The organism is Acinetobacter sp. 1294243 (genome assembly GCF_000588015.1).
In the GTDB taxonomy this organism is placed as follows: domain Bacteria; phylum Pseudomonadota; class Gammaproteobacteria; order Pseudomonadales; family Moraxellaceae; genus Acinetobacter; species Acinetobacter pittii.
The window spans coordinates 1-25612 of the sequence record NZ_JFXG01000014.1; the positions used below are offsets into that span (position 1 = coordinate 1).

At 40.4% G+C, this 25612-nt stretch carries 20 protein-coding genes and 2 pseudogenes; 4 read left to right on the forward strand and 18 right to left on the reverse strand.

Annotated elements, in window-relative coordinates:
* Nucleotide 1: 1 nt before the first annotated feature.
* Nucleotides 2–871, reverse strand: a complete 870-nt coding sequence (locus tag J655_RS19140; RefSeq protein ID WP_106405999.1) for an IS3 family transposase — start codon at nucleotides 869–871, stop codon at nucleotides 2–4.
* Between the two features lie 5 nt (nucleotides 872–876).
* Nucleotides 877–1385 (reverse strand): annotated as a pseudogene (locus J655_RS0104695) (transposase).
* Nucleotides 1386–1795: 410 nt separating this feature from the next.
* Here J655_RS0104695 and J655_RS19145 point away from each other — a divergent pair.
* Complete coding sequence (locus J655_RS19145; RefSeq protein WP_005079581.1) at nucleotides 1796–2080, forward strand: hypothetical protein; 285 nt, start codon at nucleotides 1796–1798, stop codon at nucleotides 2078–2080.
* Nucleotides 2081–2445: 365 nt separating this feature from the next.
* Here the strand turns inward: J655_RS19145 and J655_RS19150 are convergent, their stop codons facing one another.
* The 8 genes from J655_RS19150 to J655_RS19180 all read right to left on the reverse strand — a co-directional run bounded on the left by J655_RS19150 (nucleotide 2446) and on the right by J655_RS19180 (nucleotide 11773).
* Entirely contained in the window at nucleotides 2446–2955 is a 510-nt protein-coding gene (locus J655_RS19150) for a GNAT family N-acetyltransferase (RefSeq protein ID WP_005079583.1), read from the reverse strand.
* Nucleotides 2956–3348: 393 nt separating this feature from the next.
* Nucleotides 3349–3924 carry a DUF4126 domain-containing protein gene (locus tag J655_RS19155; RefSeq protein WP_032052776.1) on the reverse strand — a complete coding sequence of 192 codons (576 nt, stop codon included), beginning with the start codon at nucleotides 3922–3924 and terminating at the stop codon, nucleotides 3349–3351.
* A gap of 123 nt (nucleotides 3925–4047) precedes the next feature.
* A complete protein-coding gene (locus tag J655_RS25420; RefSeq protein ID WP_001983336.1) occupies nucleotides 4048–4182 on the reverse strand; it encodes a zinc ribbon-containing protein in 135 nt (44 codons plus the stop codon).
* A gap of 327 nt (nucleotides 4183–4509) precedes the next feature.
* Nucleotides 4510–6069: a DUF4365 domain-containing protein gene (locus J655_RS19160; RefSeq protein WP_005804796.1), complete on the reverse strand. Its 1560-nt coding sequence runs from the start codon at nucleotides 6067–6069 to the stop codon at nucleotides 4510–4512.
* An 83-nt stretch (nucleotides 6070–6152) separates the two neighbouring features.
* The gene (acnD, locus tag J655_RS19165) at nucleotides 6153–8759 is read right to left on the reverse strand and encodes a Fe/S-dependent 2-methylisocitrate dehydratase AcnD (RefSeq protein ID WP_005804797.1); all 2607 of its coding nucleotides are present in this window, start codon (nucleotides 8757–8759) and stop codon (nucleotides 6153–6155) included.
* Nucleotides 8759–9916: a 2-methylcitrate synthase gene (gene prpC, locus J655_RS19170; RefSeq protein ID WP_005079594.1), complete on the reverse strand. Its 1158-nt coding sequence runs from the start codon at nucleotides 9914–9916 to the stop codon at nucleotides 8759–8761. The genes acnD and prpC overlap by 1 nt, the downstream gene beginning before the upstream one ends.
* Before the next feature lie 269 nt (nucleotides 9917–10185).
* Nucleotides 10186–11070: a methylisocitrate lyase gene (gene prpB / locus J655_RS19175; RefSeq protein ID WP_005071840.1), complete on the reverse strand. Its 885-nt coding sequence runs from the start codon at nucleotides 11068–11070 to the stop codon at nucleotides 10186–10188.
* Nucleotides 11063–11773, reverse strand: a complete 711-nt coding sequence (locus tag J655_RS19180) for a GntR family transcriptional regulator (RefSeq protein ID WP_002050495.1) — start codon at nucleotides 11771–11773, stop codon at nucleotides 11063–11065. The genes prpB and J655_RS19180 overlap by 8 nt, the downstream gene beginning before the upstream one ends.
* Before the next feature lie 45 nt (nucleotides 11774–11818).
* Here J655_RS19180 and J655_RS24755 point away from each other — a divergent pair.
* Nucleotides 11819–11953, forward strand: a pseudogene (locus J655_RS24755) (hypothetical protein).
* A 335-nt stretch (nucleotides 11954–12288) separates the two neighbouring features.
* On the forward strand, nucleotides 12289–13503 hold the full coding sequence (locus J655_RS19185; protein WP_005079597.1) for an aromatic amino acid transaminase: 1215 nt from the start codon (nucleotides 12289–12291) through the stop codon (nucleotides 13501–13503).
* Nucleotides 13504–13551: 48 nt separating this feature from the next.
* Here J655_RS19185 and dld read toward each other — a convergent pair whose 3' ends face one another.
* The 4 genes from dld to lldP all read right to left on the reverse strand — a co-directional run bounded on the left by dld (nucleotide 13552) and on the right by lldP (nucleotide 19143).
* Nucleotides 13552–15258, reverse strand: coding sequence for a D-lactate dehydrogenase (gene dld, locus J655_RS19190; protein ID WP_032052777.1), 1707 nt, complete (start codon nucleotides 15256–15258; stop codon nucleotides 13552–13554).
* A gap of 297 nt (nucleotides 15259–15555) precedes the next feature.
* Complete coding sequence (lldD, locus tag J655_RS19195) at nucleotides 15556–16707, reverse strand: FMN-dependent L-lactate dehydrogenase LldD (RefSeq protein WP_032052778.1); 1152 nt, start codon at nucleotides 16705–16707, stop codon at nucleotides 15556–15558.
* Complete coding sequence (gene lldR, locus J655_RS19200; protein ID WP_002120807.1) at nucleotides 16704–17456, reverse strand: transcriptional regulator LldR; 753 nt, start codon at nucleotides 17454–17456, stop codon at nucleotides 16704–16706. Before lldR ends, lldD begins: the two co-directional genes overlap by 4 nt.
* Before the next feature lie 19 nt (nucleotides 17457–17475).
* Entirely contained in the window at nucleotides 17476–19143 is a 1668-nt protein-coding gene (gene lldP / locus J655_RS19205; protein ID WP_171073670.1) for an L-lactate permease, read from the reverse strand.
* 374 nt (nucleotides 19144–19517) lie between these two features.
* Here lldP and J655_RS19210 point away from each other — a divergent pair, with 374 nt between their 5' ends.
* Nucleotides 19518–20888 (forward strand): phosphomannomutase/phosphoglucomutase, encoded by a 1371-nt coding sequence (locus J655_RS19210; RefSeq protein WP_016802479.1) that lies wholly within the window; start codon nucleotides 19518–19520, stop codon nucleotides 20886–20888.
* A 241-nt stretch (nucleotides 20889–21129) separates the two neighbouring features.
* Here J655_RS19210 and pgi read toward each other — a convergent pair whose 3' ends face one another.
* Genes pgi through J655_RS19230 form a run of 4 tightly spaced genes read right to left on the reverse strand, consistent with a single transcriptional unit; the run spans nucleotide 21130 to nucleotide 25595 of the window.
* Nucleotides 21130–22806, reverse strand: a complete 1677-nt coding sequence (pgi, locus tag J655_RS19215; RefSeq protein ID WP_005071823.1) for a glucose-6-phosphate isomerase — start codon at nucleotides 22804–22806, stop codon at nucleotides 21130–21132.
* On the reverse strand, nucleotides 22803–24065 hold the full coding sequence (locus J655_RS19220) for a nucleotide sugar dehydrogenase (protein WP_002120822.1): 1263 nt from the start codon (nucleotides 24063–24065) through the stop codon (nucleotides 22803–22805). The genes pgi and J655_RS19220 overlap by 4 nt, the downstream gene beginning before the upstream one ends.
* 17 nt (nucleotides 24066–24082) lie before the next feature.
* Nucleotides 24083–24958, reverse strand: coding sequence for a UTP--glucose-1-phosphate uridylyltransferase GalU (gene galU, locus J655_RS19225; RefSeq protein WP_005079612.1), 876 nt, complete (start codon nucleotides 24956–24958; stop codon nucleotides 24083–24085).
* A gap of 34 nt (nucleotides 24959–24992) precedes the next feature.
* Nucleotides 24993–25595 (reverse strand): sugar transferase, encoded by a 603-nt coding sequence (locus J655_RS19230; protein ID WP_032052780.1) that lies wholly within the window; start codon nucleotides 25593–25595, stop codon nucleotides 24993–24995.
* Between the last annotated feature and the right edge of the window lie 17 nt (nucleotides 25596–25612).

Consider the following 25612-nt stretch of genomic DNA (forward strand, 5'->3'; position numbering starts at 1 on the left):
GTTAAGCAGTTTTTAAAAACTGGTTTCTATATTGTACAGGGGATAAACCTTGTAGCTTCACCTTGATTCTCTCATGATTATAATAATGAATGTACTCTCGTATAGTTTTCTCTAACTCATCAGTTGATTGAAATTTTTCACCATGAAAGCACTCCGATTTTAATATTCCAAAGAAGCTTTCTATTACAGCATTATCTAAGCAATTTCCTTTACGAGACATACTTTGAATTAAACCATGTTGCTTTAATTGCTGTTGATAATGAGCCATTTGATATTGCCATCCTTGATCTGAATGGAGAATTGGTTTCTCATGTCGCTTAAGTTTAGCTAAAGCATGAATGAGCATATCTTTCACTAACTCATAATTGAGTTTACGTTGGATCCGGAAGGTAATAATTTCCCCATTAAATAAATCTATAATTGGTGATAGATAAAGTTTTTCACCGTTAACATTAAATTCCGTCACATCAGTTGCCCATTTCTGGTTGGGACGGTTCGCTTTAAATTGCCGTTGCATAATGTTATCGGCCACCATCCCGACACAACCACTTTTATATGAGCGATATTTTAGTGCTCTGATACGTGATTTAAGTCCCATAGTTTTCATAAGACGATATACACATTTATGGTTGATTATTATTCCTGTACTTTTCAGAGCAAGAGTAATTCTACGATAGCCATAGCATCCCTTATGCTTGTGATATATGGACTTGATCTGCTGTTTTAACTCAGTATATTTATCCTTAGAGCGTACAGCTTTCATGTGATAGAAATAAGTACTACGAGCGATCTTGGCAATACTGAGTAAGAGCTTTAATGGATAAATTTGCCTTAATTCTGAAATAACTTGAACACTGTCTGCAGTAGAAATTGAATTTAGGTACGTTGCTTCAGTTTTAAGGCTTTTAGCTTTTTTAAAAAGGCAACCTCTGCTCGTAAAGCGGTCACTTCATCAATGAGCTCCTGCTGAGATTTATCTTTGTCATCTTTTACAGACTTGGTTATTTTAGTTTTATCTTGTTTAAGCATATTGGTATAAATCCTCGTGGTATTAAACCCAGCAATCCCTTCTTTATGATACTGAGCTAGCCACCTTCTTAAAATTGACGTCCCGCTCAGATTTAACCGTCTTCTAACTTCTCTTACCGGTATCTTATCAAGAAGCATTTGTACAGCCTTGATTTTAAATTCGGAAGAGTGTAGGTTTTTTTAGTTTTAACATTCAGGCCATCTTCACCTTGTGCCTTATAGTTTTCAATCCATAAGCGGATGGTTTGGAGATCTACATTAAATTCTTGTGAAAGGATTTTATATCCTTTACTTCCCTCTAAATAAGCTTGAATGACTTTTAATTTTAACTCTTTTGAATGCTTCGGAATTGGCATAGAGCACACCTCATAAGTTTTAAAAGTCTAACTTATGGGGTGCAGTTCAGGACGGGAGGGGGACGCCCCGTGCGTGCTGGTTCTACGAGTCCAGTCTGTCAACCCCCTTTCGTTCTACCACCATAAATTAATTCGCGGTAATCTGGTGGTAGGACTCCATAAATTATAAGGAGTTGACCATGACACTTTTCAAACTTATTCCCTCTCCTGCTTAATCATTTTATTTATTTAAAATTTAGGTTTTTTATTGCCTAGTTTTTAAATTTATAAATTATTTTTATTTTAAAAATTTAATTATTTTATTTTCCTACATACATTGGAGGATTAACTATTACCCAAAAATTATTTTAAGCCTTAAAACAAATTATATTTTTATTCTACTCATAGATATAAATCATTATGAGAATAATATGACAATTTATAAATCTATTATGGCTTTAAGTTTGGTTGTAGCGAGCTTGGGAATTTCGGGTTGTAACTTACATACTCAGCAGGAGTTTGAAAAAATTTGCCTGTCGGGTGGACACACTAAGACCAGTTGTGGATGTATTTATCAGCGACTTGAACAAACCTACTCCCCTAAGCTCATGCAGCAGCTTAAACATGTCAGTTTGCAAAGTCCTGTTCTCCCACGGGACTTTGCCCCTACTTTCTTTAGCGTCATGCAGCGGTGTGACAAAAGTAGTCTGGGCTAAGCGTTTGGCTTAGCTCTTTATCTCTGTGTTGCAATGGTTTATTACTTTAAATCAGCGCAAAAGATTAAAGTCTGTTGCGGCACAGGGGCCTAAAGTTGAATTCAAAATAATATATATCGAAAGCGATCTTGTACGTTTTTTCCTACAAGCTTTTAAGGATTTTGCGGATTGGCGACACCCTGCTTTTTTCCTAATATGAACTCATACAGGAACAGGATGTTCCGGAACACAAAACAACAATAATAGGTTCATGCACCAGGAGCGTGAGATACGACAGGAGTCATATCTAGCAACCAAATACGAAAAAGCTCGACAGGATGTCGGGCTTTTTTTATGTTCATTTAAAAACAACTTAAAGAAAATTCTTATATTGTTTTATGCACAACATACCTTTGAACTACTTGGTTGAGAGTAATTTCGGAATCAAGACGACCATTGTTTGCTTGAATAGTTTTTGCAGAAGCTAAATTAGATTTATAACAATGTATATGTAACTCCGTTAGGCCTAGCTTCCATGCCTCCTGAATTGTAAGCTCTAACAATTTCGAGCCAAAATTCTGTCCACGTTTAGAAGGACGAATACCTAAACCAATATGTCCACCACAATATTCAATCTGTTCATTGAGTTTAAGTCGCAAGTTAGACGCGCCAATAATTTCATTATCCTCTACTAACCAATATGTAATGTTGGGAACATGCCCTTCTTCTAGGGATTCCCCATTTTCATAATCTCTCAGTTTATTCAAAAATGATTCAAAATTTGTATGGTCAAACTCCGTTGTCAAAGGGTGACGATCTTCATCTGCCAATTCATTAATATAGTTGTTATAGCTCTCTTTAAACCTTAAATGAGGTTTTACCAACATAACGGTCATTTATTGATTACTCCCGATAAAATTGTTCTTTTTACAACCAAACTTAAACATAACATATTGTTATCAATAGCAACTCTTATACTTCTCAACATCTTAAATGATTAGGTATAAAAGTAAGCCCCCTCTGTAACTACAAAACGCCTCACACCATGTTTCAATGTACGTTTTATCCTACAAACTTTTAGGGATTTTGCGGATTGGCGACTTCCTTCTTTTTTCCTATGATGAGTTCATACAGGAACAGGATGTTCCGGAACATAAAACAACAATAATAGGTTCAAGCACCAGGAGCGTGAGATACGACAGGAGTCATATCTAGTACCCAAATACGAAAAAGCCCAACAGGATGTTGGGCTTTTTTTATTGCTGTTTAAAAATATGTTTATGCTAAGCCTATAGAGGACTATGCGCCTGTTCTTGCTTTTTATGGCGGATCCAACGTACCGCTAAAATAATCGCAATCAGCACTACTACCGCAACAAGTGCAGGCACTAACATGGCCGAAACCGAAAGTAAGATCGCTCCAATCCACTCACCTGTCGCAACGACAAAATTCCCTAAACCACCCGTAGTTGCAGTTGAAACCCCGCGTGCAGCAACGGTACTCATTTGCCCCACCCCTGCCGTACCACCGCCCACAATAATCGCTGCCGCCCAACTGGCAAACTGAGACATTTCTCCGCTACTCACCGCCATTGTCGCTAATGTACCCGCAATCATCGCCGCAGGAGTCGCGACTGTGTCTAAGGCATTATCGACCCACGGAATATAGTAGGCTGCAACTTCACACACCGTTGCCACACCTAAAGCTAAACACACCGATGGCAGAGCTAACCATTCAAAACCTTTTGATGGTTCAAACCATCCCATCATGGTTGCAATGCTCATAACCAGTAGCGGCACAAACACGCGAAAACCGCAGGCAGCGCTCAGCCCCAAGCCAATACATAAACCCAATATTGTTTCCATAACGGTTTCCTTTTCATGCCCATCACGGGTCTTGTTATGTAAGTCTTATTTTTAAATTAACAAAAAAGCCCCATCAGGTGACAGGGCTTTTTGTTAAATGCGAACGCAAATATTATTTCATTCTTAACGTTTAAATTGCGTGCAGTAGCATTTCGTGCAAGGTGGTAAAGGGTCGGTATTAATTTCTAAAAACACTCTATGTCCGCACTGAGCACAGAAGTAGAAGCCTGTTCCGGGTTTTTCGCCAGCTGTTACCATGATTACATTCCTATAATCGTATATATATTAAACAGGAATATAACCCACTTAAAGTGAATGTCAATTGTCCATTTCGCCCGATGATGATGGCATAAATGCAAAAAATGTTATTTGTACGATTTATCTTACATAGATTTAGGGATTTAGCCGATTGGCTATCCTCTGCTTTTTTTCTAATATGAACTCATACAGGAACAGGATGTTCCGGAACACAAAACAACAATAATAGGTTCAAGCACCAGGAGCGTGAGATACGACAGGAGTCATATCTAGCAACCAAATACGAAAAAGCCCGACAGGATGTCGGGCTTTTTTTATGTTTTTATTTTATACAACATCTGTATCCCAGTTATAGAAAACATCGTATTCATCTGCATATTTACTTATCGTATTTTGTATTACTCTACTAATTTCTTCATTAATATTTTCATTACTTCGAGTAAATATAAGAGTTCTATCTATCATTAGTTCACCTTTATCAATCCTAAATTTATTTTTTGATATTTTCTCAGGTTTACCAATAATTGTTAGAATTGCTCCTATGGCATGACTACCTAATCTGCAAAATATAGCCGAAGTCGAACTTGTTTTCTCAAATTCGAATATGTGATTACTGTCTACCTCACACTCGACTCTAAAATCACACTTATTTGTTTTAGTAATTATAGTATGGAACTGTTCAATTTCTTCTCTATAATTATATAACTCCTGAATAGAAATAAATATTTCATCATAAATTTTGCTTTGAAAACATATTTCTAATGCCTTGTTCAATAGATCATCAAATATACTTAGCTCTCTTTTTATAAATTTACTTTTAGATGAAGAAACTACAGTTTCAAAATTTTCTATGATTAGTTCAATAATGAATTCTTGGTTATCTCTGCTCATCAATTCAATTAAGCCAATAGCATCTTTTAGTTTCTTTAACTCAAATCTCCTATCGTCACCTAAGTTAAACTTATAATTAGATTGTTTTTTATATGGCTCAAAAGTCATATCAAAGAAATCGCCAACAACTCGAAATTTTGAAAATTTCCTAAACTCATTAAAACTAAAAGGTGAGTTATAAAAATCTATATCAAAAACTAAGCCAGTAGAGAGACTATCTTCTTTAAATCTAATTTTTCCTTTTTTTGGTGGTTGCACACTCAAACTTAGTTTTGCTTTAGGTATTTCAAAATTCGACTTTTTAGATGGGATACCAAATCGCTTTTCAATATTAACTAAGTTTTGGACATCTAAATCCTCTTCTAATCCTAAAGAAACATCAATGATTCTCTGAATACCCTCTTCACCTTCAAGGGAAAATTGAACTGTTCCATACCCATCCTCAAAACCACACTCTTGTAAATATTTATTTTTACTAGCTATGTAATCAGAATAGTTTTCACCGATATATTTCAACAAATTTTGTTTTAGATTTTCCCCATCTAATTTTTCAAGTCTGTGCTGTTCACTATAAGTAAGAGTAATTGTCTTTTTATTTAAATCCTTATTTTTTTCACTTTGTTCTATTTGATGAACTCTTTTAAGAATTTTATAAACCAACTCATTATCTATATGTAAAACAAATGCATTTTGTGCTTCATTCTTCCCATCAAATTCTAGAAAAACGTAAAATGCTGGCATTTGCACAGTTGCCATCCGTCTAAGATTTGATACTGTAATAGCGAGTTTTCTATCCTTTTTATCTGTTGCTTTAACTTGAACTTTACATTCAAAAGCTGATTTATGTAATTCATGAGTAGTTATATTTGAAGATATTGGGAATTCTACATAGTAGTCCCATCCTGTTTTATCAATTGCCGAACCATTAGCAATTAATCCAACTTGAGCACACCACATTGCAAAGGTGCTTTCACCTAATTGTCCTAAATCTCGCATATACACTCAAATATAAGCTATAAAAAAACCCCATCATCAAGATAGGGTTCTTTTGAATAATTTTCAATCAGCTATAGACTAAATTAAGCCACTTGGCCTTCTAAAAAGTCTTGCGCAAAACGCTGTAATACACCGCCCGCTTCATATACAGAAACTTCTTCTTCTGTATCTAAACGGCAAGTCACAGGCACTTCAAGAATCTCTTCTTTACCATCCGCTGTAGCACGTTCAATCACTAAAGTTAAAGTCGAACGCGGCGCGATATTACCAATCACGCTATAAAGCTCTGTGCCATCTAGTTTTAACGTCTTGCGGTTTACACCCGGTTTAAACTCAAGTGGTAACACGCCCATACCCACCAAGTTGGTACGGTGAATACGCTCAAAACCTTCTGCCACAATCGCTTCAACACCAGCAAGGCGTACACCTTTTGCAGCCCAGTCACGGCTTGAACCCTGACCGTAGTCAGCACCCGCAATAATAATTAACGGTTGCTTACGGTTCATGTAGGTTTCAATCGCTTCCCACATACGCATTACTTCGCCTTCTGGCTCTACACGCGCTTTTGAACCTTGCTTAATGGTGCCGTCTGAGCGAACCACCATTTCGTTATACAGTTTCGGGTTGGCAAATGTTGCACGTTGTGCAGTCAAATGGTCACCACGGTGCGTTGCGTATGAGTTGAAGTCTTCTTCTGGTACGCCCATTTTGTGAAGGTATTCACCCGCAGCCGAGTCCATCAAAATCGCATTTGAAGGCGACAAGTGGTCAGTGGTGATGTTGTCACCCAAAATCGCAAGTGGACGCATGTTCGCCAAAGTACGTGGTGCAGCCAACGCCCCTTCCCAATATGGTGGACGGCGGATGTAAGTACTTTGCGGACGCCAGTCGTAAAGTGGGCTCTTCGCTTGCTCAACTTCGCCCAAGTCAAACATTGGAATGTAGACTTTACGGAACTGTTCAGGCTTCACAGCTTCTTTAACTAGCGCATCAATTTCAGCATCAGATGGCCAGATGTCTTTGAGGTAAATCGGGTTACCGTCTTTGTCATGACCTAACGCATCTTTTTCGATGTCGAAACGGATCGTACCTGCAATTGCATATGCCACAACTAATGGTGGAGATGCCAAGAACGCCTGTTTTGCATATGGATGGATACGGCCATCGAAGTTACGGTTACCAGACAGTACTGCTGTTGCGTACAAGTCACGGTCAATAATTTCTTGTTGAATAACCGGATCTAACGCACCCGACATACCGTTACACGTTGTACAAGCATAAGCCACAATACCAAAACCAAGTTGCTCTAAGTCTTTTAGAACGCCTGCTTCTTCAAGGTAAAGTGCAGCTGCTTTTGAACCCGGTGCAAATGATGATTTCACCCAAGGTTTACGAACTAAACCTAGCTCATTTGCCTTACGTGCCAATAAACCTGCCGCCACAGTGTTACGTGGGTTAGAAGTATTGGTACATGAAGTAATGGCAGCAATAATGATTGCACCATCTGGCATTAAGCCATCAGAACGGTTTTCAACGACACCCGCAATGCCTTTCTCTTTTAGGTCGGCAGTTGAAACACGTGCATGTGGGTTTGATGGGCCAGCAATGTTACGTGTGACTGTCGATAGGTCAAAACGAAGTACACGTGGGTACTCTGCTTTGGTCATGTCAGATGCCCAAAGGCCGATTTCTTTTGCGTACTGTTCAACCAATGCCACTTGAGTATCTTCACGGCCTGTTAGGCGTAAGTAGTCGATTGTGTTTTGGTCGATGTAGAACATCGCAGCCGTAGCACCATATTCTGGAGTCATGTTCGAAATGGTTGCACGGTCGCCCACAGACATGCTGTCAGCACCTTCACCAAAGAACTCAAGGTAAGCACCCACTACGCGCTCTTTACGCAAGAATTCAGTTAAAGCAAGTACGATATCCGTTGCAGTAATGCCTGCCTGACGCTGACCTACAAACTCAACACCAATAATGTCTGGCAGACGCATCCAAGATGCACGGCCTAACATTACGTTTTCAGCTTCTAAGCCACCAACACCCACAGAAATTACGCCTAAAGCGTCTGTATGTGGCGTGTGTGAGTCTGTACCTACGCATGTGTCTGGGAATGCTACGCCATCACGCGCCTGAATCACCGGAGACATTTTCTCTAGGTTAATCTGGTGCATAATGCCGTTCCCCGCAGGGATCACATCGACATTTTTAAATGCTGTTTTGGTCCACTCAATAAAGTGGAAACGGTCTTCGTTACGGCGGTCTTCAACAGCACGGTTTTTTGCAAAAGCGTCTGGGTCAGCACCACCGTATTCCACCGCTAAAGAGTGGTCAACAATCAGCTGAGTCGGCACAACTGGGTTGACTTTAGATGGGTCACCGCCTTTGTCAGCAATCGCATCACGTAAACCTGCAAGGTCAACCAAAGCAGTTTGACCCAAGATGTCATGACACACTACGCGCGCAGGATACCAAGGAAAGTCCAAGTCCTGACGGCGTTCAATCAACTGTGTTAAATAAGCAGTTAAGTTCTCGGCATCGGCACGGCGTACCAATTGCTCAGCGAGTACTTTAGAGGTGTAAGGCAGTTTTTCGTATGCGCCTGGCTGAATATCTTCAACGGCCTGACGCACGTCGTAATATTCAAGCTGGGTTCCTGCCAGCGGTTTACGGTATTTTGTGTTCATTAACCACGCTCCGCCAATGGTTTAAATTCGAGGTTTTCAGGGCCTGTGTAGTTCGCGCTTGGACGAATGATTTTGCCATCTTGGCGTTGTTCAATCACGTGCGCTGACCAACCTGCTGTACGTGCAATTACGAATAACGGTGTAAACATTGCAGTTGGAACACCCATCAAGTGATAGCTCACCGCACTGAACCAGTCGAGGTTCGGGAACATGTTTTTCACTTCTTTCATCACTGCTTCTAAACGCTCAGCGATGAGGTACATTTTGGTGTTTTCTTGCGCTTGTGCCAAGTCGTGCGCAACTTTCTTGATCACTTCGTTACGTGGGTCAGAAACTGTATAGACAGGGTGACCAAAACCGATCACAACTTCTTTATTTTCAACACGTTTACGGATGTCAGCTTCTGCTTCGTCTGCGTTGTCGTAACGTTGTTGAATCACGAATGCAACTTCGTTTGCACCACCGTGCTTAGGTCCGCGAAGTGCACCAATACCGCCTGTAATTGCCGAGTACATGTCAGAACCTGTACCTGCAACCACACGTGAGGTAAATGTAGATGCGTTGAACTCATGCTCAGCATACAAAATAAGAGAGGTATGCATTGCTTGAATCCATTCTTCAGATGGTTTTTCGCCATGAAGCAAATGTAAGAAATGCGCTGCAATTGAGTCGTCATCTGTTTCAACTTCAATACGACGACCGTTATTGCTGAAGTGATACCAATAAAGCAGCATTGAGCCTAGGCATGCCATTAATTTATCAGCAATGTCTTTTGCGCCCGCTTCGTTGTGGTCTTCGTGTTCTGGTGTTAAACAACCTAGCACTGAAACACCTGTACGCATCACGTCCATTGGGTGTGCAGACGGTGGTAATTGTTCAAGTGCTGTTTTAAGCGCTGCTGGTAAGCCACGAAGTGCTTTTAATTTTGCTTTATAGGCTTTGAGTTCAGCTTTGTTTGGTAATTTGCCATGTACGAGCAAGTGAGCAACTTCTTCAAACTGGCTACCTGCTGCAAGGTCAAGAATGTCATAGCCACGGTAGTGCAAGTCGTTACCGCTACGTCCTACGGTACAAAGTGCTGTGTTGCCTGCAACTTGTCCGCTAAGTGCAACTGATTTTTTTGGTTTGAAGCCTGTTGTTGTTTCATTTGAGCTCATAAGATTGTCCTTTCCTATCTATCTGAATTTATTTATTAAGCACGACGGAGTCGTACCATTTTCACTTCTTATTTCAGGATTAACCTTCGGTTCGACCTACTTTTTTTTCGGGAAAAGTAGGCAAAACGATTGTCATCTGCAAAACTCGTCCACAACCATCGAATATCCTATCTATCGCAGAATCAATTTTAAAAAATGTAGTCCTGCCTCAAACAGTTGCAGATGACGCCTCCGAGTATCAGATTCCAATTAATCAACTTTTTAATTTATTACTTCTTTTTAGCAAATGCGTTGTCTAAGTAGTCTTCAAACGCATAGTAATTAATGCGTTCATATAGCTCTTTACGCGTTTGCATAATATCAATCACGTTCTTTTGCGTGCCTTCTTTACGTAAGGTTTCATACACAGTTTCGGCTGCCTTGTTCATGGCACGGAAAGCAGAAAGCGGATAAAGCGCAAGGCTTACATCGGCAGATGCTAACTCTTCAGTGGTAAACAGTGGTGTAGAACCAAACTCTGTGATGTTTGCTAAAATCGGTGCGCCAGTCTTCTGAGCAAATTGCTTGTACATATCAAGCTCAGTAATTGCTTCAGGGAACAACATGTCTGCGCCCGCTTCGATGTAGGCACCCGCACGGTCAATTGCAGCTTGTAAGCCATCTACTGCCAATGCGTCGGTACGTGCCATAATCACGAAGCTGTCATCACCACGCGCATCAACCGCAGCTTTAATACGGTCAACCATTTCTTCTTGAGTCACAATGGCTTTGTTCGGACGGTGACCACAACGTTTTGCGCCCACTTGGTCTTCAATGTGCATTGCCGCAGCACCAAACTTGATGAGTGCTTTTGTCGTACGGGCAATGTTAAATGCAGAAGCACCAAAACCTGTGTCCGCATCGACCAATAACGGAAGATCACATACATCAGTAATACGGCGTACGTCTGTCAACACATCATCAAGGTTACTGATTCCCAAATCAGGTAAGCCTAAAGAACCAGCTGCTACACCACCACCTGATAAGTAAATCGCTTTATAACCTGCACGTTTTGCCAAAAGTGCATGATTGGCATTGATGGTTCCAACCACTTGTAATGGCTTTTCTTGGGCTACTGCATCGCGAAATAGCTGACCTGCGGATTGTTTAGCCATTGTTATGTTCTCCTTGTGCTTGTAGCAGTGTTTGCTCAATAATTTTGTAAGAAGCATTGATATGTCGATGCATGAGCAGCTCGGCAAGTTCACCATCACCTTCTGCAATTGCATCTAAAATACGGATATGTTCGTCCCAAGCTTTGCTAGGTCGATCGGGTGTGTTTGAAAATTGAATTCGGTACATACGGATGAGGTGATAAAGCTCATCACATAGCATTTTTTCTAGCGTTTTATTGCCACTACTTTTGATAATGCAGTAGTGAAAATCGTCCTGCCCTTCTTGCAAGTAATATCCCTTACCTGCTTTAAAGTTTTCATCTTCGGCATGCATACGTAATACATCACGTAGCGCCAAAATTTGCTTTTTATCAATATGCTGTGCCGCAAGTTTGCAAGCCAAACCTTCTAAAGACGCACGAATCTGGTAAAGCTCTTTAAACTGTTGCAGTGAAAGCGAAACCACGCGCGCACCCACGTGTGCAGTACGCTCAACCAAACGTTGCCCTTCAAGGCGATGAATCGCTTCACGTAATGGCCCACGGCTAATTCCATAAGTGCGTGCCAGCTCAGGCTCAGAAATCTTGCTACCTGCCGGAATTTGACCCAAAACAATCGCCGTCTGTATTTGTTTAAATACATGCTCGGTCAGTGTTCTTCCCTGACTTTGTAATGGCTCTGGTGCGTAGGTCAAATCTTGCATATTGTCGACAATTTTTAATCAATTATGAGTTTTATAGCGGTATGAATGAAAAAAATCAAGGTGATTGTTGACACTTTACAGAACGCATCAGGTCAATTTTTATAGCCTGACCGCTTATATCACCTTATATTTAAAGCATTAAACCACTTACAAATTAGTCTTTATAAAACAGATATTTAATATTATTTTACCTATAAATTTATGATACTTTTTTAGTTGCTTTTCGACCTCTAATCTTTTGTTTCAAACTTTAGTCTACAACCAATGTATTACAGCAAGATTGTAGACAATCTGCTTGAATGAAAGCATGAGTTAGAAATTAGTTTCTATTTACCGTAATTTCTTTTAAATCTTTTTATCATTTTCATCCAGAAAATATCGATATTAGTGAAATTATCAGGTGCTTCACGGTAGCTTTATTGATACATTATTGAGCATCGACATAGTTGTGGCGTATTTTTCGAGACAGAAAAAACCCAGCACTATGCATATTGTTGAATGAAAGGACTTTTTTGATGTTTCAACATATCCCCCCATACGCAGGCGATCCAATTCTCTCTTTAATGGAACAGTTCAATGCTGACACTCGTTCTGGAAAAGTGAACTTGAGTATTGGTCTTTATTATAACGAAGACAGCATTGTTCCTCAGTTAGAGACCATTATCGAGGCGCAAAAGCGTATTGAGCCTAAAAACGGTAAAACCAAACTTTATTTGCCAATGGAAGGCTTCAAACCTTACCGTGAAGCAATTCAAGCACTTTTATTTGGTGCAAACAGCCCGGCAGTTAAAGCTGGCCGTGCTGTAACCATCCAAACACTTGGTGGTTCAGGTGCATTAAAAGTTGGTGCAGATTTTTTAAAAACTTATTTCCCAAATTCAGACGTTTGGGTAAGCCAACCAACTTGGGATAACCACGTTGCGATTTTCAATGGCGCTGGTATCAAAACTCATTTCTACCCATATTTCGATAACGAAACGCGTGGTGTAGATTTTGACGGTATGCTTTCTACACTTAAAACTTTGCCTGAGCAAAGCATTGTGTTATTGCACCCATGCTGCCATAACCCAACTGGTGCTGACTTAAACCCAGCACAATGGGACCAAGTGATTGCAGCATTAAAAGACCGTAACCTTATTCCATTCCTAGACATCGCTTACCAAGGTTTTGGTGACGGTATGGAAGAAGATGCGTATGCAATTCGTGCTTTAGACCAAGCGGGTCTAAACTTCATTGTGAGCAACTCTTTCTCTAAAATCTTCTCTTTATATGGCGAACGCGTTGGCGGCTTAACTTTCGTATGTGACGATGCAGAAGCTGCTCAGTGTACATTCGGTCAGTTAAAAGCGACTGTACGCCGTATTTACTCTAGCCCTCCTACTACAGGCGCTTGGTTAGTTGATGAAGTGTTAAATGACGCTGAACTTAACCAACAATGGCAAGGTGAAGTAAAAGAGATGCGTGAGCGTATTATCAAAATGCGTAGCATCTTGAAAGACGAACTGACTAAAGCATTACCAGACCGTGACTTTAGCTACCTTGTAAACCAAAAAGGTATGTTCAGTTACACAGGTTTAACTGCTGAGCAAGTTGATATCTTGCGTGAAGAATATGCAATCTACTTAGTACGTAGTGGCCGTATTTGTGTAGCAGGTTTAAACATGAACAATGTTTACACTGTTGCTAAAGCAGTTGCAGAAGTGCTTGCTAAATCAACAGAAGCGGCATAATACATCTATTAAAAAAGGCGCTTCGGCGCCTTTTTTTATGTCTCAATATTACGATTTAGCTTTGCCCCAATATTTCAGTTTTGAGGTATGTCCAATACCCACATTAAAGCTATTGGTTGGGTCAAGTTTTTGATAGAAATTGGCTAATGCAGGTTTGGCAATGTAGAGATGCCCGACATTATGCTCTGCCGGATATTCAGCACGGCGCGCATCGAGTAACTTCCACATTTGGTGTTCCATTTCTAACGGGTCATTGCCCTTTTTAAGAATATAGTCTTGATGGAACACATGACAAAAGAAATGCCCATAATAAAGTTTATGGATGATTTTATTTTCCATCTCGGCTGGTAGTTGCTCTACCCATTCACGGTCATTACGGCGTAGAGCAATATCAAGCGCCACAATATCTTCAACTTCACTACGGTGCGTATCACGATAACGAATTGCCGCCCCCGCAATCGCAAAGCGGTGCAAGAACGCCTTTCGGCCTTCCTCTTCACTACATACGAAATAGTGACCTGACTGATGCACCGCAAAATATTCTTTTAGAAACTGCTCGGTCTGTGCTTTTGAATTATTTTCAACGCGTAGTACTAAATGGTGCTCGTAACGGTCTCGATATTCGGTCATACGCTTCGGCAAATGACTCGGTAAAAAGAACGTAATCGCTTGTAAAATATGATCCGTTAAGCCTTTAATTTTAAATCTTTCTAAAAAGCCATCGACTTTATCTTTCATCGCAAAAGCTTTTGGAACATTGGCTGTGCCAAATTTTTCAATAAATAAGAACGTGTCTTTTCCGTACTTTTCACCAATTAAATAAGCATCTCGGTGAATATACTCACCTGCAATCGGCAAGCTTGGCAGTGAGGTCAGTAAATAACGGCGAATGGCTGTTAAATCATCAGCATCATTAGTACCAATATAAAAGACATTACTTTCTACTTTTTCATAGGTATCAAGGCGCACGGCAAACACACAAACTTTCCCTGCCGAACCCGATGCTTCAAACAAACGTGACGGGTCTGCATTAAAACGAGCAGGTGTATCTTCATCAACTTGGGTCACATCGTGGGCATAGCGATGGTCCGATGCCTGTTTTTCGCTGTCATCTAGAATATCTACGGCTTGATATTGCTGCTTCTCTAAACGAGTCAAAATTTCTTCGGGTGTCGAACCTAAATTCACCCCTAAATGGTTCACCAGTTTTAATTGACCAGCAGCATTGACCTGAGCATATAACGCCAGTTCAGTATACGCCGGTCCACGACGTACCAATGCACCGCCCGAGTTATTACAAACACCGCCTAGTACTGATGCCCCAATACAAGATGAACCAATCACCGAATGAGGTTCACGGTCGTAGCCCTTTAAAATTTGCTCTAAATTATCTAAGGTCGCACCCGGTAAGCAGATCACTTGCTTACCGTCATGAATGACCTGAATGCCCTTTAAGCGGCGCGTACTCATCACCAAAACAGGACGGTCATAATCATCGCCATATGGGGTTGAACCACCAGTGAGTCCTGTATTTGCCGCCTGCATAATCACAATACAGTCTGCGTCAATCGCAGCTTGGAGTACCTGCCATTGCTCTAGTAATGTGCCCGGCACCACCACAGCAAGCACTTTCCCGTCACCAAAACGACGACCTTGGCGGTACTGACGCGTGCTTTGGTCATCGGTCAAAACATAAGAACGCCCTACAATATTTTGTATGCGTTCGATCACTGCTTGAGGGGAAAATGTTTGCATGATGGTTTCCTTTTGGTCATCCATTTATCAAATTAGACCAACACGACGGAATCTTACCGTTTGTAATTTATAATTTAATTAGCTCATTCCCTAATGTGAATCAGCCCTGTATTTACTATCGTGGTTGGCGGCATGGATGCCGCCTGTTGAGCAACTGTACAAGGAAGTACGGTTTGCTCAACAAAAGGTTTTTGGTTACTTTTGACCTTTCAAAAGTGACAAATGCCTATACGTAAAACATTAGCAAGTTACCAAATTTTGAGGCTGTGCTTATTGCTTCACTTAAAAAGTTATTTCTTAAAAACCTTGTTTCATCGCCTGTACTAAACAATCCTCATTAATATCCGAAATCGACTTAGCACCCGTAAGCGTCATCGCAACACGCATTTCCTTATCAATTAAATCAAGCAAGTTCGACACACCTTGCCCACCTGCTGCTGCCAAGGCATACACAAACGCACGGCCAAGTAAAACTGTATCCGCACCGAGTGCCAACATACGCACCACATCCAGGCCATTACGAATGCCTGAGTCAGCCAAAATCGCTAAATCACCTTTGACGGCATCGGCAATTGCAGGCAATGCACGAGCAGACGACATCACACCATCTAACTGACGACCACCATGATTTGATACCACAATCCCATCTGCACCAAAACGCACAGCATCTTTGGCGTCTTCAGGGTCTAAAATACCCTTAATTACCATTGGGCCATCCCAAAATTCACGAATCCACTCAAGGTCTTTCCATGAAATTGATGGGTCAAAGTTTGAGCCTAACCAACCAATATAATCTTCAAGCCCAGTCGGTTTGCCTAAATATTTAGAGATATTACCCAAGTCGTGCGGACGACCCATTAAGCCCACATTCCATGACCAGTGCGGATGAAACACTGACTGCATATATCGGCGCATCGCAGCATTTGGCCCACTCATACCAGAATGGGCATCACGGTAACGCGCCCCTGGCACAGGCATATCTACAGTAAACACAAGTGTTGAACAGCCTGCTGCTTTTGCACGTTCCAAAGCATTACGCATAAAACCACGGTCACGTAATACATAAAGCTGGAACCACATTGGGCGGTTAATTGCAGGTGCAACTTCTTCAATCGGACAGACAGAAACTGTTGAAAGCGTAAATGGAATGCCCTTTTTATCGGCTGCCATTGCGGCTTGCACTTCACCACGGCGTGCATACATACCTGTTAAACCTACAGGCGCCAAAGCAACTGGCATCGACAGCGTTTCATTAAACAGTTTTGTCTCTAAACTTAACGCGGACATGTCATTCAGCACACGTTGACGCAATGCAATTTCTGACAAATCTTGTACGTTACGCTTTAAGGTATATTCTGAATACGCTCCACCATCAATGTAATGAAATAAAAATGGTGGTAAGCGACGTTGTGCCGCAGCACGATAATCATTGCCAGAAGAAATAATCATTTTGAATCAACTCTATTTAAACGATTTGCACGTTTCTGGCGAGCTTCATCTTCATCCAGAGAACGCACATGATTAATCACAAATTCAATATGACCGCAGACAGCTTGGCGTGCGGCCTCGGGATCTTTACGATCAATAGCATCCATTACCTGAAAATGCTGCTCGCTAAGCAAGTCACCATTTACGGGGTCGTTATAAACTTTTTTACGCCCTAACAAGACGTTGTATTGCAGCAAATCAAATAGACTTCGCATCATTTGAATCAGCACCACATTGTGAGATGCTTCAGCAATCGCCAAGTGGAATTCAGCATCCGCGACCGCAGCCTGTGCTGAGTCACCCGCATTTTGATGGCGACTAATTTCATTAAAATAATGATGGATTTTGGCGCGATCTTCAGGCGTTGAGCGTAATGCGGCATACCAAGCAGTGCCACCCTCAAGCAATAACCGCGCCTCTTGCACATCAAAACGGTAGAGTGGATCTTCTTCAATCAGGTTGCTAATCGGGTTCACAATCAGTTGTTGTGGCCACTGTTCAGGTAACTGCTGAATATAAGTCCCATCGCCGCGGCGACTACTGAGCACCCCTTGACTATTGAGCTGTTGAATCGCTTCACGCAAAGATGGACGAGAAACCCCTAAGCTAGTTGCAAGCTGGCGCTCGGCAGGCAAGCGGTCACCTTTTTTCATGTGACGCTCTTCAATTAATGCCTGCAATTTCATGACCACTTGATCGGAGATTCTCATCGCGTTTCCTTCACTGGAGTTATGGAATCATCCACGGAACAAGATAAGCCTGAACCGTAATAATGATGCCAACAAAGACAGTGAATATGATGCTATGTTTTACCGTGAAACGGAACAAGTCAGACTCTTTTCCAACTAAGCCCACCGCTGCACAAGCAATGGCAATCGACTGCGGAGAAATCATCTTACCTGTCACGCCACCACTGGTATTAGCAGCCACCAATAATACTTCCGGAATACCAATTTGCTGCGCTGTAGTTGCCTGTAGTGCCGAGAACAAAGCATTTGAAGATGTATCTGAACCTGTAAGGAACACACCAAGCCAACCCAAAAATGGCGAGAAGAAAGTAAACGCATGACCCGTATGCGATAGAGCCAAAGCCAAAGTTGCAGATAAACCTGAATAGTTCGCAATAAAAGCAAAAGCCAACACCATACCAATTGAATAAATCGGTGTTTTTAACTCATTGAGTGTTTCACCAAAAGTTGTTACGGCCTCACTTGCTTTCATTTTCAAGAAAATAGCAGTGATGATTGCAGCAATAAAAATTGCCGTACCTGTTGCAGAGAACCAGTCAAACTTATAAATCGCTTCGTATGGCTTCATCTCTGCCACAATCGGTGGCATTTTCTCGACCAATTTGTGTAAATACGGCACTTCAAGTTTAAAAATCCAGTGTTCAAGAGCACCATCTTTTGCAAATAATGCTTTAAATGGCTTAACGCTCCAGATCGTCACCATCACGGTTAAGATTGCAAATGGAGACCATGCCTTAGCAATTTTGCCAATGCTATAACGTTGAACCGTGGTTGGTTGCTGAGTTAAAGTTTGGCCAGCTTCAGGTTCAAAACGGAAAATATGTTTTGGTTTCCAAACACGGAACAGTAAAGTTAAGCTCACCAATGATGCAATTGCTGCGGTAATATCTGGTAACTCAGGACCAATGAAGTTAGAAGTGAGATACTGAGCAATCGCAAACGAACCACCACCGACAACTACCGCAGGCCAAGTTTCTTTAACACCACGCCAACCGTCCATAATCGCCATAATCCAGAACAGCACGATCAGCGTTAAAAACGGCAACTGACGACCCACCATCTGGCTAATTTCCATAGTGTCTACGCCTGACACCTGCCCCGCCACAATAATTGGAATACCCATTGCACCAAAAGCCACTGGCGCTGTATTTACAATTAAACATAAACCAGCAGCATAAAGTGGCTTAAACCCTAAACCGACAAGGAGTGCAGCAGTAATTGCTACAGGAGCACCAAAGCCAGCCGCCCCTTCAAGGAAAGTACCAAATGCAAAACCAACCAATAGCATTTGCAAACGTTGGTCTTCGGTAATTGACAAAATGCTTGACCGAATAATCTCAAACTGGCCTGTTTTTACTGAAATTTTGTATAGAAAAACTGCCCCGATAATGATCCATGAAATTGGCCATAGACCGTAGAAGAAACCGTAAATAATGGATGCAAAGGCCATTTGACCCGGCATTTGATAGAAAAAGAGCGCAATCAATAATGCAATAATGACTGTGCCCGTACCCGCGATACTACCTTTTAAACGAAAAACTGCTAATGCTAAAAAGAAGAAAATAATCGGGATTAATGCAACCGCACTGGACAGCCAAATATTATTTAAAGGGTCATAAAGTTGTTGCCACATATTGAGCATTGTCATCTCCTTGAAATGCCGGGGCGAATTTTTGTACCTTAAATTCTTAAACATTCAACACAATTGGTATGACCAATTAAAAATTAAGTGCAAATGTTGTTCCTTAAACCACAGGAGACATCATAAATGCAGATATTAGCAAGATCAATCATTAAATAGTCACCATAATTGGTAAGACCAATAGTACTAAGTAAAATCAAGCTCTTTCTAATTTAGAAATTTTCTTATTAGACTAAAGTCTTAAAAATACTTTCTTATAAACTTAAATATGACTTACAGAAATGAAGTGAAAAATTTGAATATAAAAACTATAAACATACCTGTTTCATGATCTATGTATAATGTGCACACAACTCAAACCACTTGTATTGAATTGAATAATGACTACTTTAACGTGTTTTAAAGCTTATGATATCCGAGGTAAACTCGGCACCGAATTGAATGAAGAAATCGCCTATAAAATTGGCCGCGCATATGGACAAATCTATAAACCAAAGACCGTGGTTGTAGGTTGTGATGTTCGTCTAAGCAGTGAATCTTTAAAACAAGCGACCATCCGCGGTTTAAATGATGCGGGTGTGAATGTGCTTGATTTAGGCATGACAGGAACTGAAGAAGTCTATTTCGCCGCTTTCCATTTAGATGTACAAGGTGGTATTGAAGTAACTGCGAGTCATAACCCAATGGACTATAACGGTATGAAATTGGTTCGAGAAAATGCTCGTCCAATTAGTGCTGATACCGGTTTAAAAGAAATTCAGGCTTTAGCAGAAACCAATAACTTTGAAGAAGTTAGTCAAAAAGGTACAACGCAAAGTTATAACATTTTACCTGAGTTCGTTGATCACTTAATCACCTACATTGAACCTGTAAAAATCCGCCCCCTTAAATTGGTGGTAAACGCAGGTAATGGGGCTGCGGGTCATGTCATTGATGCCATTGAAGAAAAATTTAAAACGCTTAACGTACCTATTGAATTTATTAAAATTCACCATGAAGCAGATGGTACTTTCCCAAATGGGATTCCCAACCCAATTTTAATTGAGAACCGTGACAGTACCCGTAATGCTGTAATTGAGCATAAAGCAGATATGGGAATTGCCTGGGACGGCGACTTTGACCGCTGCTTCTTATTTGATGAAAAAGGTCAGTTCATTGAAGGCTACTATATTGTTGGTCTATTGGCTCAAGCTTTCTTGATTAAGCAATCAGGCGAGAAAATTGTGCATGACCCGCGTTTAGTGTGGAACACATTTGATATCGTAGATGAATACAAAGGTGTCGCTGTACAGTCAAAATCTGGTCATGCGTTCATTAAAGATGTGATGCGTGAACACAATGCGGTATATGGCGGCGAAATGAGTGCCCATCACTATTTCCGTGACTTTGCTTACTGCGACAGCGGTATGATTCCTTGGTTACTCACTATTGCCCTACTTTCTGAAACAGGACAATCACTTTCAACCTTAGTTGAAAACATGATTACCAAGTTCCCTTGCAGTGGTGAAATCAACTTTAAAGTAGCTGATACACAGATCACTATTCAAAAGATTTTTGATTTTTATGCCGATCAAAATCCACAAATTGACCGTACCGATGGTGTAAGCCTCGACTTTGGCGCATGGCGTTTTAACGTCCGTGCTTCAAATACTGAACCATTATTACGTCTCAATATTGAAAGTCGTGCAGACCGTCAAGCTCAGCCAATGCAGCGTTATGTAGATGAGTTGACTAGGTTGATTCAGTCTTAGTTTAAGTCATACAAATAGAATAGGAGGACACTATAGTCCTCCTATTTTTTATCACTTCTAAAACATCCCATAAGTAAGATTAGTGCCATCCAATAAATCATGATTCAGGTGCTTATACTATTTTTGATCAATCACAGTACAGCCACGAAAAAGGCTTCTCGTCATATCGAGAAGCCTTTTTAAATAGGTTAGAATATTGATATATCATTTATTATAATAACCCAATATTCATCTTTATTATTTATTCGCTTTTCCCTAACAAAATTTTCAACAAACCACGTGTCGAGGCATCAAATGCTGATAAATCGCTTTGCTTACGATTTAAAATTGGTAAAAGCTGATCAGCAATTTGCTTCCCTTTTTCAACTCCCCATTGATCGAATGGGTTAATGTTCCATATCACTGACTGGACAAATACTTTATGCTCATACAGAGCAATGAGCATACCTAAGCTATAAGGGTTAAGCTCTTGAAGTAACAATGTTGAGCTTGGCTGATTACCTTCATACTGTTTATAAATTGGCAAAGTTTCTAACTCAGCAGTATTCAGCGCCTGATTACCAAATGCAAGTAATCTCGACTGAGCCAAACAGTTGGACAAAGCTAAATGATGCTGCTCAACCAATGCTTCAGCACTATCAGCATATGTAAAATGGTCTGCATTATATCGGTGGATTGGAGCAATAAAATCACAAGTTACCGAGAATGATCCTTGGTGTAATAACTGGTAAAATGCGTGCTGTGCATTTGGACCAACTTCACCCCAAACTATAGGACATGTATCTAATTCAACTTTTTGACCATCACGTTGTACTGATTTACCGTTAGACTCCATTTCAAGCTGCTGCAAATAAGCAGCAAAATATTTCAAACGGCCATCGTAAGGTAAAACTGCATGAGTTTGCATATTTAAGAAATTATTATTCCAGATCCCCAATAATGCCATTAGAACTGGTATATTCCGCTCAAATGGTGCTTGTTGGAAATGTTCATCAACAGCGTGAGCACCAGCTAAAAGCTGTTTAAAACCATCTACACCGATCAATAAAGCAATTGGTAACCCAATACAAGACCATAGTGAGTAACGCCCTCCTACCCAGTCCCACAGCAATAACTGGTTTTCAGGAGCAATTCCCCATTCGGTCATTTTATTAGCTTTGGTCGATACTCCAATAAAATGACTCTTCAATACACGAGTACATTCCCCTAATGCTTTTTCTAACCACTGACGAGCTGTATGTGCATTTGATAACGTGTCAATCGTACCAAATGACTTAGAGGAAATAATAAATAATGTTGTTTCTGGGCGTAGTCTATGTAGCTTTTCAGAAAGCTGACTACCATCCATTGTTGAAACAAAATGTACATTTAAAGGCTTTTCTGTTTGCACTTTAAAGTCAGACAATGCATGAGTTACCATAAGTGGCCCCAAGTCGGACCCACCTACTCCAATATTTACTACATCCTGAATAACTTCACCAGTTGCACCACGATATTGTCCAGCATGGATTTTTTCAACCAACGCATACATTCGTTCAAGCTGTAAATGAACTTGTTTGGTCAGTTCAGGAAACTGTGCATGTCCCTCTGGTAAACGTAATGCCCAATGCATCGCTGCACGTTGCTCTGTACAGTTTACTTTTTCTTGTGAAAATAAACGTTCAATCCATGGTTTTAATTGCTTGGCATTAGCCAAAGTCACCAACTGATCTAAAACAGTTTGATTTACACGATGTTTACTATAATCAAAAAGAAGTTGATCAAAATGAACGGAATACTTCTGAAAACGTTCTGGCTCCGCAGCAAACAACTCATTTAAGTGAAGATGTTCATACTGTTTCCCTAATAACTTTAACTGTGACATCAGCATTGAGCTTGGCAGCTTTTCTTTTGGGAATTGCTCTATATTTTTACTCATAAACGACCTACTCCTTCATATGCAAAACCTCGGGCCTTGACATATGCAGGGTCATAAATATTACGCCCATCCAAAATGAGTGGATGTTTCATGTTTTGTTGTAACCGTTTAAAATCTGGCCCCCAATATTGCTTCCATGCCGTCACTAAACAAAGCGCATGAGCGCCATTAACTGCATCATATTGATCAGCGCATAATATTAAATCATCACGTTTGCCATATTTTTTTTCAATTTCATTTAACGCTAGTGGGTCATGTAAACGCACTCTTACCCCCTGCGCCCACAACGCCGTTAACAAGACATGAATTGGCGAATTATGTGTACTTGAGGTATTTTCCTTAAAGGCCGCCCCCCAAATTGCAACGGTTTTTCCATTTAAATCACAATGATAATAATTCCATAATTTACGGAATAAAATTTCTTTTTGTTGCTCATTAATTTCCCAAACCTGTTCTAACAATCGACTTTTTATCCCAGTTTTTGATACAGTACTCGATAAAGTCAGAATATCATGAGAAAAGTTTTCGCCACCAAACCCCGCACCAGCGGATAAATACGCTGCACCAATACGTGTATCTGCTGCAATACCATGTTTAACATTGGCAATATCAATACCCAATTTTTCCGCAACTACAGCCAAGTCATTCATATAACTAACGCGCGTTGCCAACATGCCCGAAATGCTCAGCTTGGTAAACTCCGCGTCTAGTATTGGCATAAAAAGATATTGATAACTAAAACGGAAAAACGGTCGTAATAATTCGCGCATAATATCGCATGCATATTCAGTTTCTGCGCCAACGATTACATGTTTTACATTAAGGACACTATTGATAGCATTGCCTTCCTGGATTACATCAGGAAAATACACCCACTCATCTTTTGGTAAATACTGTTTAAGTTTTTGGGTTCCTTGTAAGCCAAAAGTTGAACCATTAATCATTAAACGAGGATGAATAATTGGACGCTGGCTAAGTTTTTCTACTGTATTTAAAGCAAGCTGCAATTGCGTTGGACTATAACAGAATAAATAAACTTCAGCGTCTAACGGAATTGCTGAAAAAGAACATTCTTCTAAAAAACCAGCTTGGCGTTGTTTATCTAAATAGGAATTTACTTCTTTATCTTGAAACGTCAAGATACAAGCTTGTTCCTCACAGGCAGGGCTGGTACACCAAAATACCTGATTACCATACTCAGCCAACAATGCTGCCATTACTCCGGCATGTAAAGTTGCACCAAAAACCGCAATTTTCATTTTATACCTACAATCTCTTATTGTTCTAACTCAGCAATCATCGTTTTAAATGCTTGTCCTAATTGCGGGTGTTCAACCCCATAGTGCAACACAGCCTTTAAATAGCCTAACTTACTACCACAGTCAAAAGTTTGACCTTGCATACAATAAGCTTCTACATGGTCTGTTTGCTGTAATAAAGCAATCGCATCAGTCAATTGAATTTCATTGCCAGCACCTTTAGGGGTTTGTTCTAAAAGTTGCATAATTTTTGCGGGTAAAATATAGCGTCCAACTACTGATAAATTTGACGGTGCGGTGCCTATAGCAGGCTTTTCTACAATGCCTTGCATGACGATACTTTCACCAGCAGCAGGTGAATGTGACACATCGACGATACCATACTGATCAACCAAATGTTCTGGCACAGCTTCAACCATAATTTGGGCAGCATGTACTGTTTCGTAACGCTCTATCATACGAGCCAAATCATTTTTTTCAGATTTATTTTTAACCAACACATCAGGTAAAAGTACAGCAAAATCATTATCACCTACTATACTCTTAGCACAGAGTACCGCATGCCCTAAGCCTAAAGGCTTTGGTTGACGTACACTCACAATACTGACATCTTTAGGTAAAATATCAGTAATTTCTTTAAGCAAATCATATTTTTGTTTTTGTTCTAATGTTGTTTCCAATTCAAAGTCATGATCAAAATAATCTTCAATAGCAACCTTCGCAGAATGAGTCACAAAAATAATTTGCTTTATACCTGCTTCAACTGCCTCACGTACCACATACTCAATGGCAGGGCGGTCAACAACTGTAACCATTTCTTTGGGAATCGATTTACTCGCTGGTAAAAACCGGGTACCTAAACCCGCAACTGGCAAAACTGCTTTTTTAATCATTGAACTGTTACCAACTATATTTAATTACAAAAATTTATTTATCGCGTGAACCAGTGAAACGACTTGCTCCTACAGCTTGATCTGGAGCATTAATTCCTTCTTTTTTTAGCATGACTTCTGCTGTTTTAAACATAATTTTAAAATCGAGCCAAAGGCTTTGTGTATTGACATACTGCACATCTAGATCGAACTTTTCTTCCCAACTCAAATTATTACGTCCACTTACCTGCGCTAGACCAGTCATACCCGGTCGAACTTCATGACGACGCATCTGCTCTGGCGTGTAATACTCCAAAAAATCTGGCAACTGTGGACGTGGCCCTACAATGCTCATATCACCTTTAAGCACATTAATTAGCTGAGGCATTTCATCGAGTGTGGTAGAACGCAACTTTTGCCCAAAAGGGGTAATTCGCTCTTCATCTGGTAAAATATTGCCATGTTGATCAACCGCATCCTTCATAGAGCGGAATTTAATCATTTTAAATAATTTACCATCTTTGCCCGGACGTTCTTGTAAGAAAAAGACAGGGGAACCTAGGTTTTTCCTAACTTTATAAATTACAATCAAAAAAACAGGCATTAGAAGAATTAAGGCAGATAGGGCAATCATGATATCTACAAGCCTTTTTAACATCTGAATATACCTACGAA